Raw genomic sequence first — 16,862 nt, 5'->3', positions numbered from 1 at the left:
TAAATGTTTTCTCTACATTATTCGTCCTCATATCTAAGCATTCGGTATCCTACACGTACATGAGTTTGAATATACTTTGGGTTTGCTGGATTTTCTTCAATTTTCTTACGTAAAGTTGCCATGAAAACACGTAAACTAGGTACATCAGATGGTAATACTTGTTGCCAAACTTCTTTCAATAGAAAATTGTGGGTCAATACTTTTCCAACATGTTTTGCCAATACAGCCAATAATTTATACTCTATTGGTGTAAGATGTACTTCTTCTCCACGAATAAATACGGTGTTCGCTAAATAGTCAATTTTCAGATTGCCATTAATAAATATGGGAAGCTCCATATCTAGAAGACTGTCTTTTTTTACTCTTCTAAGTGCTACCCGAATTCGAGCCAGTAGTTCATCTACGCTAAATGGTTTTGTTACATAATCATCTGCCCCTGCATCGAGAGCGTGAATTTTATCATGCTCCTCGCCTCGTGCGCTGACAATAATAATTGGAGTTTGGGACCATCCACGAATTTTATTAATCACTTCAATGCCATCCATATCTGGTAGGCCAAGATCTAGAATAATTACATCTGGTGGTATTGAAAGTACCTTTTGCAATGCTGATTTACCATCAATAGCAATATCGTATTCATAGCCTTGCGTACTCAATGTCATTTTAATCAAATTTCCAATAGCTTTATCATCTTCAATAACAAGAATCCGTTTATTCATCGACATTGACAACTCCTTTATGAAGTACAAAACTAAAAACGGTACCTTTTGGTTCATTGTCTGAAACAGTTAATTTACTATCGTGTACTCTTAAGATGGTTTGGCATAGTGCTAAGCCGAGTCCTAGACCTCGTCGGCTATCACTACGATAATTTTTTCCTATTGTAAATGGCTCAAATAGTCGTGTTTTTAGAGCATCATCAATGCCAGGTCCATTATCGCTAATACTTATATGCACATAGTTTCCCTTCGCCTTTGCAGATAAGATAATCTCACTTCCTGCTGGAGTATACGTCAGTGCATTATCAATAATATTGATAATCACTTGAATGATAAGTCGAGCATCCATCACAGCGAACAACAAGTCTGGTTCGACATGATAATGAATTTGATGTGTATGTTCATTACGAACTACATGCATTAGTGCCTCTTGTATAATATCTTCAACAAGTTCTGGTCGCATCTCAATCGCAAGTTGCCCATCATCTAGCTTTGAAACAGCAAGCAAATTCTCCACCATTTGTACAAGCCATTTTGAGTTGCTGTAAATATCTTGGTATAGCTGTTTTTTTTGCATATCGTCAATTTGGCCGCTTTTGGTCAATAATATATCGGCATTACCTGAAATACTCGTAAGTGGCGTCCTTAAATCATGGGAGATGGCACGTAAAAAGTTTGCTCGCATTTGTTCAAGTTCGGCCTCTCGTGTTACTTGTTCATTGGATTTTTGTAAGTACCATTTATCAATCGCGAACGAAAAATCATTCATAATCGCATGCAGAATATGTCGTTCAAAGGCAGGTAGTGGTGTTTCTTTCGACAACATAATACCAATTACTCCTTTGACGTCATCACCAGAAAGAACTGGTAAATAGTAAGCACTTGCTCCAGGAAACGTATCAGTAGATACACCGGCTACTTGCTTATTATTGGCAACCCATGCCACCACAGCACGCTCGTTTCTATTATTAAATAGATTTTCCAACTCTTTGTTTTTCGAATTAGTCATCACATCCGTAAGGAAAAATGATGTTTTCATAATCTGTTGATTGTTTATCTCAAAAAACATAGCTGGCTTTTCAACAAGCTTAACAACCTGTGACATACCTTCAGTGACAATTTCTTCTAACGATTTTGCTTGTTGTAGCTTACGGTTAGTCTCAAGTAAAACCTCCATTCGGTAAGATTTCTGTACGGCACCGATAGCTTGTTTTTTTACTTTTCTAGTCAAACTGCTTGTGATTATCCCAGAGATGAACATGATCAAAAATGTCATGGGATAATCTCTGTTGTATGCTTCAAATGAGAACCGTGGTTCAGTGAATATAAAATTGAAATTAAGAACGGCCACCAATGAACTAATTATGCTAAACACCCAACTCGTTGACCAAATGGCAAGTATTAACACACCTAAAATGTATATCGTTATGATATTAGCTTCACTTACGCCTATTCTTGCAAAGAACAAACCAATTAAGGATGCCAAGCTAAAAACTAATAGCATTTTTAGTAAGTCATACCAATTAAATTTTAGTTGTGGTCGTACATCTGGGAAACGCAATGATTCGTTTTCTTGGTCAGGTACGATATACATGGCTAAATTAGGCGCAAATTCGTTGAGCCGATCGCCAATTTTAGAATTAGGTCTCCACCACTGTTTTTTTGTAGTTGTTCTACCGATAACGAGTTTTGTAACACCACTCATTTGAGCATAATTGGCGAGCGCAGCAGCAACATCATCTTCTTGTACAGTCACTATATGACCTCCAAGTTGCTCCGTTAGTTTAATATGCTGTTGTAACCTCTCTGAATTAGCCTCGTTTTCATCCTTCATATCTTTGTTATGTACATAAAGTGCAGTAAATTTCCCGTGTAAGGCTTGAGCAAGTCTTGCTGCAGTTCGGATTACTTTCGCATTTGTAGGTGAACTGCTGATACCTACCAAAATATGTTCCTCAATTTGAGAAGTATGGAACAGTGAACAGCTTTCCTGCGTTTTCTGATAATCAATTGTATCGGCAGTCCTACGCAAAGCTATTTCACGGAGTGCTATTAAGTTAGCTTTTTGAAAAAAATGTTGCATGGCTTTTTCAGCCTGTTGAGTGTGATAAATTTTGCCTTCTTTTAATCTTTGAATTAAATCATCAGGCTCAATATCTACGAGTTTAATTTGTGTTGCATTATCAATCAGATAATCTGGAATACGTTCATTTACTTTTACACCCGTAATTTCTTCAACCAAATCATGGAGACTCTCAATATGTTGAATATTAACAGTTGTATAAACATGAATTCCTTTTGCTAATAATTCTTGAACATCACCGAATCGTTTTAAGTGGCGCATTGTTGGTACATTTGTATGCGCTAGTTCATCAATCAGTACAAGATCAGGTTGACGTTCAAGCACTGCATCTATATCCAGTTCTTCAAATATCTTTCCTTTATAGTTAATTGTTTTAGTGGGGATTATCTCAAGTCCGTCGAGCAAAGCAGCTGTTTCTGGGCGGGGATGTGGTTCAACATAGCCAACCACTACATCCAATCCTAGCTTTTTTACTTGATGAGCAGTATCGAGCATTGAATACGTTTTACCTACTCCAGCGGCATACCCAAGAAATATCTTCAGGCTCCCCGATGCTTCTTTTGATTCCTTTCTTTTTACCTTAGCTAAAATAGCATCGGGATTAGGGCGCATGTATTCCATCAATCTTCACCTCCTTCTTATTATAGCCTCTACTAGCATTAAGACAGTATTAAGATTGAATCTTAATGTCATTTTAATACAATTAACTCTTTTTCTAACACTACATTAATTTTAACTGCATTATGATTATCCATGAAATCAATAGAAGGAGTGATTGGCTTGATGGATTTATACATAGTCATTGTATTAATTCTAAGTTTTGCTAGTCTTTATTGGCTAACGGCTTGGTGTTACAAGCAAGTAGATAATTAAGGAGGTCTCATTATGTGGATTGTAATAGGCATCATTATTGTTTCGTTGTTTGGTTATTTAGGTTACGCATTGCTCTATCCAGAAAAATATTAATAAATCTATAGGGGGAAATAAATATGTGGCAAATTGCCTTAGTGCTAGTCATTTATTTACCGCTTGTCATTGTAGCAGGTCATTATTTGTATCATGTGACGATGCATCAAAAGACATGGCTTGATCCGGTAATGAATCGAGTGGATAACATTATCTATAAATTTTGTGGAATCAAGCAAGTTGATATGACCGGTAAACAATATGTAATAGCGCTCATTCTATCAAACGCTATTATGGTATTCATGGGCTATTTCATATTACGGATTCAGTCGACTTTATTTCTTAATCCAAATGACATCGATAACATGGAAGCCACGTTATCATTCAATACAATTATTTCATTTATGACAAACACAAATTTGCAACACTATAGCGGAGAATCAGGGTTAAGCTATTTGGCTCAGATGCTTGTCATCACATTTATGATGTTCACATCTGCTGCTACAGGTTATGTTGCATGCATGGCATTTTGTCGTAGATTGGTAGCAAAATCGGATACAATCGGAAACTTCTTTGTGGATTTTGTACGTGTGATAACACGCTTATTAATACCTCTTGCATTTATCGTGGCGTTGATTTTAGTAGCCCAAGGTTCGCCACAAACTTTAAAGGGTAACGAGACAGTTCAGACAATAGAAGGGAAAATGCAGGATATTGCACTTGGCCCTATTGCATCGCTTGAATCGATTAAACACATAGGTACAAATGGTGGTGGTTTTAACGGGGCTAATTCGACCACACCATTTGAAAATCCAACAGTCATTTCAAACATTGTGGAAATGCTATCTATGATGTTATTGCCTGGTGCTTGCGTTGTGACATTCGGTTTAATGGTTGCAAATCGACGTAAGAAAACGCTGTTTGGCAAACAAGGCTTGGTTATTTTTGCAGCTATGGGTATTCTTCTTCTCCTAGGCTTAGTTACTTGTTACATAGCAGAAAGTGCAGGTAACCCCATTATTAATAATCTAGGTATCTCTCAGGATATAGGTAGTATGGAAGGAAAGGAAATGCGCTTTGGTATACCCCAATCTGTGTTATTTACAGTGGTAACGACGGCCTTTACGACAGGCTCAGTAAATAATATGCATGATTCTTTAACACCGCTTGGTGGTATGGTGCCGATGTTTAACATGATGCTGAATGTCGTGTTTGGGGGTAAAGGTGTCGGATTAATGAACATGATGATGTATGTCATGTTAACTATTTTCATTGCGTGTTTAATGATTGGACGTACGCCACAATTTTTGGGTAAAAAAATTGAAGAGAAAGAAATGAAATTAATTGCACTTTGTATTTTAATACATCCTGCTATTATATTGTTATTCTCAGCTCTTGCTGTAGCGACAACAGCGGGTATTGCAGGAATTACAAACCCGGGAGCACATGGTTTATCACAAGTTTTATATGAATTTGCATCAGCCTCTGCAAATAATGGTTCCGGTTTTGAAGGATTAGCCGATAACTCGCCTTTTTGGAATATGACTACCGGTTTTGCTATGTTTTTTGGACGCTATCTATCTATCATTATTCAATTAGCCATTGCATCACTATTAGCGAAAAAGTTATGGCATAGTGATTCGGTTGGGACTTTGAAAACAGATAATGCGATGTTCACATTCTTGCTTATTGCTATTGTCTTGATGATTGGTGCATTGACCTTCCTGCCAGCCTTAGCATTAGGTCCAATTACAGAACATTTACAAATACGTTCTTAATGAGGAGAGACATAAATGGAAACCGTAACGAAAAAGAGTTTTATAAATCGTGATATTATGAAGAGCTCTATATTAGGAGCATTTAAAAAATTAAATCCTTTATATATGATGAAAAATCCGGTCATGTTCGTAGTTGAAGTAGGTTTTGTTTTTGTCATTTTGTTAACAATTTTCCCGAATATGATGGGTGATGTCACAGAGGATTCGGCCCGTCTTTATAATGCAATAGTAGCTTTCATCTTGTTCATTACAATCTTATTTGCGAATTTCGCTGAATCCATTGCAGAAGGGCGTGGAAAAGCGCAAGTTCAGTCGCTTAAGAAAACAAAAACAGTGACAGAGGCGCGTGTTTTACTGGCTGATGGAACGCAGGTCAAAAAACAAGCTGATGAACTTAAGAAAGGTGATATTGTCTTAGTTCAGGCAGGAGAAGTTATCCCAAATGATGGGGAAGTAATTGATGGAATTGCTACCGTTGATGAATCGGCAATCACTGGTGAGTCAGCACCCGTTGTGAAAGAAAGAGGAGGAGACTTTTCATCTGTTACAGGTGGAACAACGGTGACGAGTGATTGGCTGAAAATAGAAATCACCTCACTTCCTGGCGAATCTTTCTTAGATAAAATGATTGCTCTTATTGAAGGTGCTAGTCGAAAAAAAACACCGAATGAAATTGCCCTAAATACGTTATTAGTCAGTTTAACGATTATCTTTTTATTAGTTGTTGTTACGCTTTATCCTTTGACTACTTATCTACAAGTGCATATTCCAATCGCGACACTTGTTGCTTTGATCGTCTGTTTAATCCCAACAACAATCGGAGGATTGTTATCGGCAATTGGAATCGCAGGAATGGATCGTGTAACACAGTTCAATGTGATTGCTATGTCAGGGAAAGCTGTGGAATCATGCGGTGACGTGGATACATTGATTTTAGATAAAACAGGTACTATCACTTATGGAAATCGTTTTGCATCCGAATTTTTACCTATCCAAGGTGTTGGAAAGAAAGAATTAATACGTGCTGCATGGTTAAGTTCATTGACAGATGATACACCTGAAGGGAAATCCATTTTAGCTCTTGCATGTCAACTAGATGTGGATATTGCAGATGAAAAGATGGTCATTGATACGAGCGAACATATTGCATTTTCAGCATATACCCGCATGAGTGGTCTAGATATGAAGGATGGGACGAAAATACGTAAAGGTGCGTATGATGCTATTAAAAATAAGAGCGTAAATGCTGGTCATGATGTACCGAAGGATTTTGAAAGTCTAGTTCATCAAGTATCATCTTTAGGTGGTACACCATTAGTAGTAATGGAGAATGAAAAGATTCTTGGCGTTATATATCTTAAAGATATCGTAAAACCTGGTTTAAAAGAGCGTTTTGAAAAACTTCGTTCAATGGGAATCAAAACCATCATGTGTACAGGTGACAATCCACTCACTGCCGCTACAATAGCAAAAGAATCTGGAGTAGATAGCTTTATCGCTGAAAGCAAACCTGAAGATAAAATCAAGGTGATTAAGGATGAACAATCTCAAGGAAAGATTGTCGCTATGACAGGTGATGGCACGAACGATGCGCCCGCTTTGGCGCAAGCAAATGTGGGGTTAGCTATGAACTCAGGAACGAACGCTGCGAAAGAAGCAGCAAATATGGTTGATCTAGATTCTAATCCTACGAAAATTATTGAAGTTGTAGAAATAGGGAAGCAATTACTCATGACTAGAGGCGCATTAACGACGTTCAGTATTGCAAATGACGTAGCAAAATACTTTGCCATCATACCTGCTATGTTAATGGTCGCAGTACCAGAAATGAGTGCTCTAAATATCATGCAATTAAATTCACCAACAAGTGCCATTATTTCAGCACTAATCTTTAACGCTGTTATCATACCTCTTTTAATCCCAATAGCAATGAGGGGAGTGAAGTATGAGCCAATGAGTGCCTCGAAATTATTGAGAAGAAACTTATTAGTTTATGGGCTAGGAGGCATTATCGTCCCCTTTATAGGTATTAAACTAATCGATTTAATGAGTGGACCAATATTGAATTTAATGGGTTTATAGGAGGGATAACATGAGAGCATTTTTTAGCGATTCTAAACAAGCGCTGAAGATTACTTTATTAATGTTTGTATTGTGTGGCTTACTTTATCCATTCGCTGTCACTGGGATGGCACAAGTATTATTCAATCATGAGGCAAACGGTAGTTTAATTGAGATGGATGGTAAAAAGATAGGATCGGATAAATTGGGGCAGGCGTTTACTTCACCTGAATTTTTCTGGGGGCGTGTTTCAGCTATCAATTACAACGTTTATACGAAAGAAGATCTTGTACCAGATGCTAAGGGAGAGACAAATTATAATGGTGTCAGTTCAGGTACCTTTAACTATGCACCGTCTAATCCTGAGCTGAAAAAAAGAATTGAAACAGATATTGAAACATTTTTAAAAGCAAACCCAGGGGTACAACGTGAACAAATTCCAACTGATTTAGTTACGGCATCTGGATCTGGTCTTGACCCACATATCAGTGTAGAGTCTGCAAAAATTCAAATAAAACGCATAGCACAAGCAAGCGGTCTCTCTGAATCTGAAGTGAATGATATTGTAAAAACAAACACTGATAGTCGTATATTTAATGTTTTTGGAGAGGATAAAGTTAACGTCCTTAGCGCAAATTTAGATATTTATAAAAAAATGAAAGTAAAATAATTAGGGAAATATTAGTTGTGATAAAGAAGGTGAAATGGCCATTTAGTTACCGTATCTTATCGGCGCTCGATGGCTAATTTTTTTGTTGGCAGAGATTATGAGCATTACTATTTAAAGAAAGATTTAAAAAAATAAAAATGAAATCGAAAATAAATATCTCGATATAAATATTGGGGTATTTACTTTCTTATCAAGATTACTTTGATATAGGGCTTAAATGCTCATGAATGAGAAGCCATTTATCCGACTCTTTCACAAAAATATTAGTAGCTCTTCCTTTTCCACATATATATTCATCATTAATATATCCCTCATAGAAATATGTATAAATACAAGTTGCCGAGCTTTCTTTTTGGTCTAGCCATTCAACATCATGTGCTTCATAATTTTCATTCTTTACTATTGACCAAGTCTTTTCAAAGTATTTTTGGATTTCTTCGTGACATGTGCAAGTCTGATCTGAGAAAAAATATATAGCTTTAGGATGCAACAATTTTTTTACTTGCATAAAATCGTGCGTATTTGTTGCTTTAATATAACTATCTAAAATTCTCATCGTAACCCTCCTAATCGATTGTTAAAAATAGTATACTAATCCCTAAATCTCTTGTCTAATTTCCACAAATAAAATTCCTCATTCCATAGGACATTCTATTATTTCCTATAAAACAAACAATGCTAAACTATAAAGAAGACGATGAAAAAATATATAAACCACTTCATAAATCACCAATAACTAGAACAATAAAGGAGCATCACCAAATGAAAATCACAATCTTCGGTGCAACCGGACGCGTAGGAAATGAAGTATTACAATGTGCCTTAGCTGAAGGGCATGAAGTTAAGGTACTCGTACGTTCACTAGAAAAATTGCCAGCACATCCAAATCTCCAAAAGATGAAAGGTGATGTTAAAAATTTTGAAGATACGGTCCAAGCTATGAAGCAGGCAGATGCAGTAATAAGTGCAATTGGTACTGACAAAACGACAACATTGTCAGAAGGCATCCCAAATATTATTAGGGCGATGGAGCAACTAAATGTAAAAAGAATCGTCACAATCGGTACAGCTGGCATTTTAGATAGCCGCGCTGAAAGAGGAAAACTACGCTTCCAATCATCTGAATCCAAACGAAAGCTTACTTTTGCGGCAGAAGAACATGCGAAAGCATTCCGTGCATTAGAAGCATCGGATTTAGATTGGACAATTGCTTGTCCAACCTATTTACCTGATGGATCAGCTATTGGTGTATATCGTACAGAAAGAAATAGGCTACCACTAAACGGTGAGAAAATTACAGTAGGTGACACCGCTCACTTCGTTTATCAGGAATTATTCCAAAATGAATTTAAACACGCACGTGTCGGTTTGGCATACTAATTTGGAAAAGTAGTTTCACAAAGAGGAATGGTGAAGTCATATGGGAATGCGTAATAAAGCAATTTTTGCGGCTGTATCATTAGGTTTAGCATTTGCAGGTTATGTGACAGTTAAGAAAGTAGGGGTACAGATGTCATTATTTGAAGCTGTTGAGAAACAAGATAGCAATGCTGTAAAAAAAGCGCTGAAATCTGAACAAGATATTAATGCACAAGATGGTAAAGGACGCACGGCACTTATGATTGCGACATATAATAACGACGTGAAATCGGCGAAATTTCTAATTCAAGCAGGAGCCGATGTAAATATTCAAGATGATATGCAAAACTCGCCATTTTTATATGCAGGAGCAGAAGGTTACTTGGACATATTAAAGCTAACTGCAAGAGCCGATGCAGACCCTAAAATTACAAATCGCTATGGTGGTATTGCTTTAATTCCAGCTTCTGAGCATGGCTATGTTGATGCTGTGAAATTTTTATTAACAGAAACAAATAGTGATGTGAATCATATTAATAACCTAGGGTGGACGGCATTATTAGAAGCAATCATCTTAGGCGATGGCGGTAAAAAGCAGCAAGAAACTGTGCGTATCTTGTTAGAGCATGGAGCTAATCCAAACCTTGCTGATAGAGATGGTGTCACACCACTTGAGCATGCAGAAAAGCTTGGCTACAAAGAGATTGAAAAACAGTTGAGAAAAGCTCGATATTAATATATTTATTTCAATTAAGTAAGACTCGTCATAATGACGGGTCTTTTTTGTTTTTACAAATACCTATTTACTTTACCTAAATTATCCAGTATAGTACATCACAACAGTAATGTACTGATGAACATTGAAGGAAGGAGGGCTTCGATTTGCAATTAAATAGTGATGGCACAAAGCCGATTTATGTACAAATTGCTGAGTGGCTTGAAAATGAAATTATTGCGGACCATTTAAAGACGGATGATAAAGTGTACTCTCAATACCAGTTGGCAGAACTATTCAACATCAATCCAGCAACCGCTGGTAAAGGCTTAACCTTACTTTTGGAAGAACAAATAGTGTACAAGAAGAGAGGGCTTGGCATGTTTGTAACAGCAGAAGCGAAGAAAATGATTTTAGAAAAACGACGTAATGAACGACTAATATTAATGATCCAAGAGATTGTGTTAGAAGCGAAGCGCCTCATGGTATCAGAGGATGAGTTAATCACCTTAATAAAACTGGCGAGTTGTAAAGAGGAGGGAAAATAATGTCGGTTATTCAATGCGAAAATTTAGAAAAGAAATTCCGTAAAAAGATGGCCTTACAAAATATTACTTTCCAAATTGAAGGAGAGAAGATTACCGGACTAATTGGCCGCAATGGGACGGGGAAAACAACATTGTTGCGTATTTTAGCTGGCTTTACGAAGCAAACTTCGGGCACAGTTACAGTCTTTGATAAAACACCATTCAATAACCTCTTTGTATCAGCAAATAGCATTCTCATCAATGATCAAATGCAATTCCCTGGTTCATTTAATTTACAAGATATTCTGAACTTTGCACCCGAATTTTATGGAAAGTGGGATGCAGAGCTAGCAGCACGTTTACTACAATACTTTAGTTTAAACCCACAATCCTATCATTCTGATTTATCTAAAGGGATGAAAAATACATTCAATTTTATATTTGGTTTAGCAACACGATGTGATGTGACATTGTTCGATGAGCCGATCAATGGTATGGATGAAGCGGTACGAAAGGACGTTTATCGTGCATTATTAAAAGATTATCTGGCATACCCAAGAACGATAATTATTTCTAGTCACTTCCTTGATGAGATGGAGCATTTACTTGAAGATATTTTACTTCTTGATGAAGGAAAAGTGGCTTTGCATAAATCTTTAGATGAGCTGCGTGAGTATGCAGTAGGTTTGCTAGGACCAACAGATGCAATAAAGAGGTGGACGGCTGGAGTTGAAGTGTTACATGAAAAGCAAGTAGTTGGCAATCAGATGTACACCGTTCTAAAAGCACAGGATTGCACGTTCAATGAACAGCAATTACTGCAAGAAGGAATTTCATTTACGCCTGTATCTGCAAATGATCTTTGCTTGTATTTAACAATCTCACGAACGGGGGATATTGACGATGTCTTTAACGAATAAAACAATTGCAGAGACGCTACAGGTTCAAGTGAAATATAAACTCCATGCTTATTTAGGGATGGTTGTATATTTAATCATGTTGCAAATTGTAGGCATACTAATGTCACTTATAGCTCCATCTGGCATGTCGTCTGGCTCGGGTTTTGTTGATATCGATGTTGAGATGTATACACCAATTGTTTTGTTGTTTTTATCTAATTTATGGGCGTTTTATGTAGGATCACTTATGACACGCCATGATCAACGTGCAGATATAATGCCATTTATTACGACACGTATTATGAGCAGTATAGGCGACGTGGTTGTATTAGGAGTATTAGCAGTTTACGCGGGTATTACGGCAATGCTATCTAATTATGTTGTAAGAATAATAATCTTGTTGAAATCGAATAATCATATGCTATCTGATGAAAATATGTTCAATGCACCAGAAGTATTTATAGAAAATTTAGTGGCCTTTATATTCTACATTTTATGTTTCGCTGCAGTAGGCTACTTTTTAGGTATGGTAGCTCAGAAGTCTAAAAAAGTGTTGTTTTTAATTGTAGCTGTATTCTTCTCAATGTTGTTTACATCATTTGGTCAAGAGATTCTACAAGGTACTTTTAAGATTGCCGAATCTGGCCTGTTCTCATTTATGGGTGTGATGATTATATTGAGTTCTATTTGCTTTATAGTAGCAACATTTTTGGCGGGGAATTTGGAGGTGAAGGGATGACTAACTTTAGTTTGTTCATACTTCCAATCCTATTTCTAATTCTCATTATTTTTATAGGGGTGGTATTTTTAAAATCTATATCTAAACATATGAGATTAAATCAAAGACCACTTAAAATTTTTATCGCGTTTTATACTACTGTTCTTATTATTGCACCAATCATTTATCTTGTTTTGCCAAAAACAGAGGTGACAATACTAACAGATAAAATGCAACAAAAGTTAAGTTTAGAAAATCAATTGCTGTATAATGCACTATTCGAGAATAGGGCTACAGAATTTGATGAGAAATTTTTAGTTAATGAATGGTCCCATGAGATTAAAGAAAAAGAAATATATTTGAAGATGATGAATCCAGATGAAGGCTCTCAAGTAGGTATCATAGTACAACAATCTGATGCATTAAGTAATCAAATAACCGGAAAATTATACCGGAAAAATTATGTTGTCGAAGAAATACATTTAAGAAATATTGATTCAGTAAATATCAATATTGTAGATATATTAAACAAACCAATAATAACATGGGAAGATGCAACAACATTGGTTGTAAAAAACCCACCTAACAAAAAGTTGTCGTATGTCGCATTGAGTGATGTGACTGACATAATCCCGTTTAATAATAAAGATGGAATTTGGGAAAGTAAATCAACAGTAAAGATAAATGAGTGGGAATATGCAGGTCCGTACTATTTACTTATTACTGTCCCTAAAAATGTAAAAGTGTGGTCGGACGAGGACTACGCATCTATAAATAAGCTTGTAAGAAGGGGGAATTGTAATGTCTTTGACGACGAAGGCTATAAAGAATCAATTAAAGTTGAAGCTAAATGTTCATGCTGACATGCTTGTCTATTTAATTGTATTACAGATAATAGGAATGGTACTTTTCTCATTTAGTGGTTCTGGCCAGATGGGAAAGGGCTCAGAAAACTTCTCGTTAAAATTCACCATTTATTCACCTGATGGGATTTTTATGCTTTCTGTACTTTGGATATTCTATGTGGCGGTTACATTAACACGAAAGGGAACACGTCGTGAAATATTGCCTTATATGAGAACTCCGAAGATCGATAGCATAACGGACATTATTATTTTAATATATATGAACGCATTTTTAACTTTTACAATTATGTTATCGAATTATCTTTTATACGCCATATTAATTGTATTTACTAAGAAAGAATTTGTTGAAGGTATAACTATCTTTAATGAGCCGAAAGTGTTCTTCATCAATACAGTTGCTGTTTTTATAGTAAGTATGGTTATTGCATCTATCGGATATTTAATCGGAACACTAATACAAATTTCGAGACTTCTTATCTTAGTATTTATCGCGTTTTTTATTGGTTATAATAGTTCGAAACTTAGTTTGTTCATCGTTAATTATTTTTACCAGCAAAATCCAAACTTTTTGCCATTTGCCATTTTTAATATTGTTATCATCACTTTTTGCTTATTCGTAGCAAATGTCATCAGGTCTCGTATGGAGGTGAAGGGAGCATGAGTTTATGGTTTATAACAATTATGCCGTTTGTTATCTATTCTTTAATTACGATTATAGTAGTTCGTTTTATTTTTAAAAAAGCGAAACATTTCCAGTCAACCAAACGTCTTACGAAATTAATTATAGTTATGTATATTGCATTGCTCGTTGTATCTGTAGCTTTATATCCAGCTCTTACATCATCAAATTCTTTATATTTATCAAATGAAAATGTACAAAAACAGCTCAAGACAAATAAAGTTTTCGAACAAAATGCTTTAGCGAATAAGCTAACAGAGGAAGACGAAAAATATTTAGTAGATAAATGGACATATACTATAAAGGGGAAAGAACTGTACTTAAAACAGGTGTCTCCTGACGAATATATCAATGAACAAGTAATTGTTCATTGGACTGATGAAAGAAAACAGCAAATTGAGGGTAAAGTTTATAAAACACGTAGTATCCTGTACAATATGGACCTTTCAGAGAAAGTAAAACCAACTGTGATTAGTTGGTCAGATCAGCATACATTAAATTTTAAAAAACCTGATTCATATGAATATGAAGGTAATCTTTTCAGAGATGAAATTGGTCTTTTCCCATTTGCTAACAGAGGTTTTAAAGAATTTGATTTTGATGAAAATATCGGTGCTGATGGCTCTACTTATGTCATTCTGAAAGTTCCGAAATATATCAATGTAATAGATGAAAATGGTTTGAGAATGTACCCACCAGTTGAATATTGATGTCTAGTGAATCAGTTGATAGTGTTATGGTAATGATTGTAATGAAGAAAAAAGAGCTTAAAGAAACGAGCGATGCCCATTGAAGAGGATTTTACGTATTATTATCGGATTAGTACTTGTTGTGATTTTTTGTATAGTAAACAACAAATGGCTAGTCACAACGACGTATAAAATAGAGTCTAAGAAATTACCAAAATCTTTCGATGGAATGCGCATCGTTCAAGTTTCTGATTTACATGATACTACATTTGGCAATAAACAGGGTCGCCTTATTAAAAAGGTTCTAGATGCAAAGCCAGATGCTATTTTTTTAACAGGAGATGTCATTGACCGAAACCGCTATGATTTAGAGGGTAGCATGCAGGCAGTCGCTGGTTTTGTGAAAATTGCACCGGTTTATTATGTCACAGGCAATCATGAAATTGCAGTAAATAAAGTAACCGAAATTAAAGCAGCACTCACTGAACTGGGCGTCGAAGTATTATCCAATAAGACTTTGCCATTTGAAAAAGGTGGAGAAGTAATTCAAATTGTAGGTATTGAAGATCCACTTGCTGGAACAGATACACAAGCAATGCTAGATACTGCACTTCTCCATCAATCAGAGGCTAGTTTTAAGCTTTTACTAGCTCATCGTCCTGAATACATGACAGTATATGCTGAAAATGATATTGATATAACATTTTCTGGTCATGCACATGGCGGACAATTCCGTTTGCCCGGTGTCGGTGGTCTCATCGCACCAGAGCAAGGATTCTTTCCAAAATATACAGCTGGTACATTTAAGGTCAATCATATGACTCAAGTTATAAGTCGGGGGCTTGGTAATAGTCTAATGCCTGTTCGCTTATTAAATTTACCTGAAATTGTCGTGGTGGAATTACATTCGATATAATAATAAAAAAGGTCGCTAGGTGCTGAAAAGTATTTCAGTACTTAGCGATTTTATTATTTAAACTTCACATCAAATAGGAATTTTAATCTCCCCAGTAAAGCCTTTGACGGTATAAATGGAAAGGCGATATCTCGTGCCTTTGCTAAAATCGGGGAACCAAGTTGAGCGCTCCAACCAATTTGGCGCGAAAGTGAGATAACTTTTGCTGTACGAGCTACTCGTTCATTTTCATAGTGTTGAAGAGCGTCTTGAAAATCAGTGAATTCAGCAAGAGCCGTCGTTAAAACAAGTGCATCCTCAATCGATTGCCCAGCACCTTGGCCCATATTTGGCGTTGTAGCATGTGCAGCATCTCCTAACAAAACGATACGTCCATATGCGAACTTCTTTAGAGGACGGATATCTTTTATATCATGGTGTAAAATATCATCTGGCTTTGTATTTAGTATGAGGTCAGCAATGTGAGCAGGGAATTTTTCAAACAAACGAGCGATTTCTTTCCGACCTAAGGTGTGATAAAAAGCATCATTTTCGTGTGCATTGACGCAGGCAAACCAGTAAACTTGTCCGTTCTTCAAGGGGGCATAGCCAAAACGTCCAGAAGTTGCCCATATTTCACAAGATGTATGTTCATCAACACGCCCCTTGTTTTCAGCTACACCACGCCAGCACATATAACCGGCATAACGCGGAGCAGAGTCAGGTACAAGTTTTTGCCGAATAGGTGAGTGAATGCCATCTGCCGCAATGAGCAAATCAGCTGTCACATATGTCCCATCTTCAAAAAAAGCCGTTACTTGCGCACCTTCAGACACAATGTCTACACATTTCTTACTATATTTTACCGTGCCTTCAACTAAAGCTTCTAATAAAGTACTATGTAGATCAGACCGTTGAATCGTAATGTTTTCCTGTCCGTAAAGTCGTTTAATAGCACCAAAATCGATTGTGTTCAATGTTTTTCCAGTTCTACTTTGAAACACTTGAGTTGTCAAAGTCGTCCCATTTGTATAGACCTTTTCTCCAACACCCATTTGCATTAGTGCCTGCATGGCATTTGAACCAATGCCAATACCGGCACCGATTGGTTGGAAAGAAGAAGCGGCTTCGAAAACTTCAACTTCAATTTTTCTTTTTTGAAGACCAACTGCAGCACATAAACCACCGATGCCGCCACCAATTATTGCAATTTTCAACTATTCTCAGACCTTTCAGAAAAGAATTATTTACTATGATTATAGGTTATAACAGAGACAGTTGTACCTATTATGCTTACG

General features: G+C 36.4%; 17 protein-coding genes. 13 read left to right on the top strand and 4 right to left on the bottom strand.

Annotated features, from left to right (window positions below; translation table 11 throughout):
• Nucleotides 1-17: 17 nt before the first annotated feature.
• Together ACQKM9_RS08115 and ACQKM9_RS08110 are read right to left on the bottom strand one after the other, a co-directional pair.
• On the bottom strand, nucleotides 18-719 hold the full coding sequence (locus ACQKM9_RS08115; RefSeq protein ID WP_427733873.1) for a response regulator transcription factor: 702 nt from the start codon (nucleotides 717-719) through the stop codon (nucleotides 18-20).
• Nucleotides 712-3,423: a DUF4118 domain-containing protein gene (locus ACQKM9_RS08110; RefSeq protein WP_427733872.1), complete on the bottom strand. Its 2,712-nt coding sequence runs from the start codon at nucleotides 3,421-3,423 to the stop codon at nucleotides 712-714. The genes ACQKM9_RS08115 and ACQKM9_RS08110 overlap by 8 nt, the downstream gene beginning before the upstream one ends.
• A gap of 264 nt (nucleotides 3,424-3,687) precedes the next feature.
• Between ACQKM9_RS08110 and kdpF the strand changes: the two genes are divergently transcribed.
• Genes kdpF through kdpC form a run of 4 tightly spaced genes read left to right on the top strand, consistent with a single transcriptional unit; the run spans nucleotide 3,688 to nucleotide 8,217 of the window.
• Nucleotides 3,688-3,768, top strand: a complete 81-nt coding sequence (gene kdpF, locus ACQKM9_RS08105; protein WP_427733912.1) for a K(+)-transporting ATPase subunit F — start codon at nucleotides 3,688-3,690, stop codon at nucleotides 3,766-3,768.
• Between the two features lie 23 nt (nucleotides 3,769-3,791).
• Nucleotides 3,792-5,486, top strand: a complete 1,695-nt coding sequence (gene kdpA, locus ACQKM9_RS08100; RefSeq protein ID WP_427733871.1) for a potassium-transporting ATPase subunit KdpA — start codon at nucleotides 3,792-3,794, stop codon at nucleotides 5,484-5,486.
• 15 nt (nucleotides 5,487-5,501) lie between these two features.
• The gene (kdpB, locus tag ACQKM9_RS08095) at nucleotides 5,502-7,568 is read left to right on the top strand and encodes a potassium-transporting ATPase subunit KdpB (RefSeq protein ID WP_427733870.1); all 2,067 of its coding nucleotides are present in this window, start codon (nucleotides 5,502-5,504) and stop codon (nucleotides 7,566-7,568) included.
• A 10-nt stretch (nucleotides 7,569-7,578) separates the two neighbouring features.
• Nucleotides 7,579-8,217 carry a K(+)-transporting ATPase subunit C gene (kdpC, locus tag ACQKM9_RS08090; RefSeq protein ID WP_427733869.1) on the top strand — a complete coding sequence of 213 codons (639 nt, stop codon included), beginning with the start codon at nucleotides 7,579-7,581 and terminating at the stop codon, nucleotides 8,215-8,217.
• 196 nt (nucleotides 8,218-8,413) lie between these two features.
• On the opposite strand, the gene ACQKM9_RS08085 is transcribed toward kdpC, so the two are convergent.
• The gene (locus tag ACQKM9_RS08085) at nucleotides 8,414-8,773 is read right to left on the bottom strand and encodes a YybH family protein (protein WP_427733868.1); all 360 of its coding nucleotides are present in this window, start codon (nucleotides 8,771-8,773) and stop codon (nucleotides 8,414-8,416) included.
• Between the two features lie 206 nt (nucleotides 8,774-8,979).
• Between ACQKM9_RS08085 and ACQKM9_RS08080 the strand changes: the two genes are divergently transcribed.
• The 9 genes from ACQKM9_RS08080 to ACQKM9_RS08040 all read left to right on the top strand — a co-directional run bounded on the left by ACQKM9_RS08080 (nucleotide 8,980) and on the right by ACQKM9_RS08040 (nucleotide 15,585).
• Nucleotides 8,980-9,597, top strand: a complete 618-nt coding sequence (locus ACQKM9_RS08080; protein ID WP_427733867.1) for an NAD(P)-dependent oxidoreductase — start codon at nucleotides 8,980-8,982, stop codon at nucleotides 9,595-9,597.
• Between the two features lie 40 nt (nucleotides 9,598-9,637).
• A complete protein-coding gene (locus tag ACQKM9_RS08075) occupies nucleotides 9,638-10,312 on the top strand; it encodes an ankyrin repeat domain-containing protein (protein ID WP_427733866.1) in 675 nt (224 codons plus the stop codon).
• A gap of 146 nt (nucleotides 10,313-10,458) precedes the next feature.
• Nucleotides 10,459-10,839, top strand: a complete 381-nt coding sequence (locus ACQKM9_RS08070; RefSeq protein ID WP_427733864.1) for a GntR family transcriptional regulator — start codon at nucleotides 10,459-10,461, stop codon at nucleotides 10,837-10,839.
• Nucleotides 10,839-11,738 (top strand): ATP-binding cassette domain-containing protein, encoded by a 900-nt coding sequence (locus ACQKM9_RS08065; protein WP_427733863.1) that lies wholly within the window; start codon nucleotides 10,839-10,841, stop codon nucleotides 11,736-11,738. The genes ACQKM9_RS08070 and ACQKM9_RS08065 overlap by 1 nt, the downstream gene beginning before the upstream one ends.
• Nucleotides 11,722-12,456 (top strand): hypothetical protein, encoded by a 735-nt coding sequence (locus tag ACQKM9_RS08060; protein ID WP_427733862.1) that lies wholly within the window; start codon nucleotides 11,722-11,724, stop codon nucleotides 12,454-12,456. Before ACQKM9_RS08065 ends, ACQKM9_RS08060 begins: the two co-directional genes overlap by 17 nt.
• Before the next feature lie 89 nt (nucleotides 12,457-12,545).
• On the top strand, nucleotides 12,546-13,298 hold the full coding sequence (locus ACQKM9_RS08055) for a hypothetical protein (RefSeq protein WP_427733861.1): 753 nt from the start codon (nucleotides 12,546-12,548) through the stop codon (nucleotides 13,296-13,298).
• On the top strand, nucleotides 13,237-13,962 hold the full coding sequence (locus ACQKM9_RS08050) for a hypothetical protein (protein WP_427733860.1): 726 nt from the start codon (nucleotides 13,237-13,239) through the stop codon (nucleotides 13,960-13,962). The genes ACQKM9_RS08055 and ACQKM9_RS08050 overlap by 62 nt, the downstream gene beginning before the upstream one ends.
• A complete protein-coding gene (locus ACQKM9_RS08045; protein WP_427733859.1) occupies nucleotides 13,959-14,690 on the top strand; it encodes a hypothetical protein in 732 nt (243 codons plus the stop codon). The genes ACQKM9_RS08050 and ACQKM9_RS08045 overlap by 4 nt, the downstream gene beginning before the upstream one ends.
• 79 nt (nucleotides 14,691-14,769) lie before the next feature.
• Entirely contained in the window at nucleotides 14,770-15,585 is an 816-nt protein-coding gene (locus ACQKM9_RS08040) for a metallophosphoesterase (protein ID WP_427733858.1), read from the top strand.
• A 53-nt stretch (nucleotides 15,586-15,638) separates the two neighbouring features.
• On the opposite strand, the gene ACQKM9_RS08035 is transcribed toward ACQKM9_RS08040, so the two are convergent.
• On the bottom strand, nucleotides 15,639-16,781 hold the full coding sequence (locus ACQKM9_RS08035; protein ID WP_427733857.1) for an FAD-dependent monooxygenase: 1,143 nt from the start codon (nucleotides 16,779-16,781) through the stop codon (nucleotides 15,639-15,641).
• Nucleotides 16,782-16,862: the final 81 nt, after the last annotated feature.

Source organism: Viridibacillus sp. NPDC093762 (assembly GCF_050279675.1).
Lineage (GTDB): Bacteria > Bacillota > Bacilli > Bacillales_A > Planococcaceae > Viridibacillus.
This window is presented reverse-complemented; position numbering and strand designations above follow the sequence as displayed.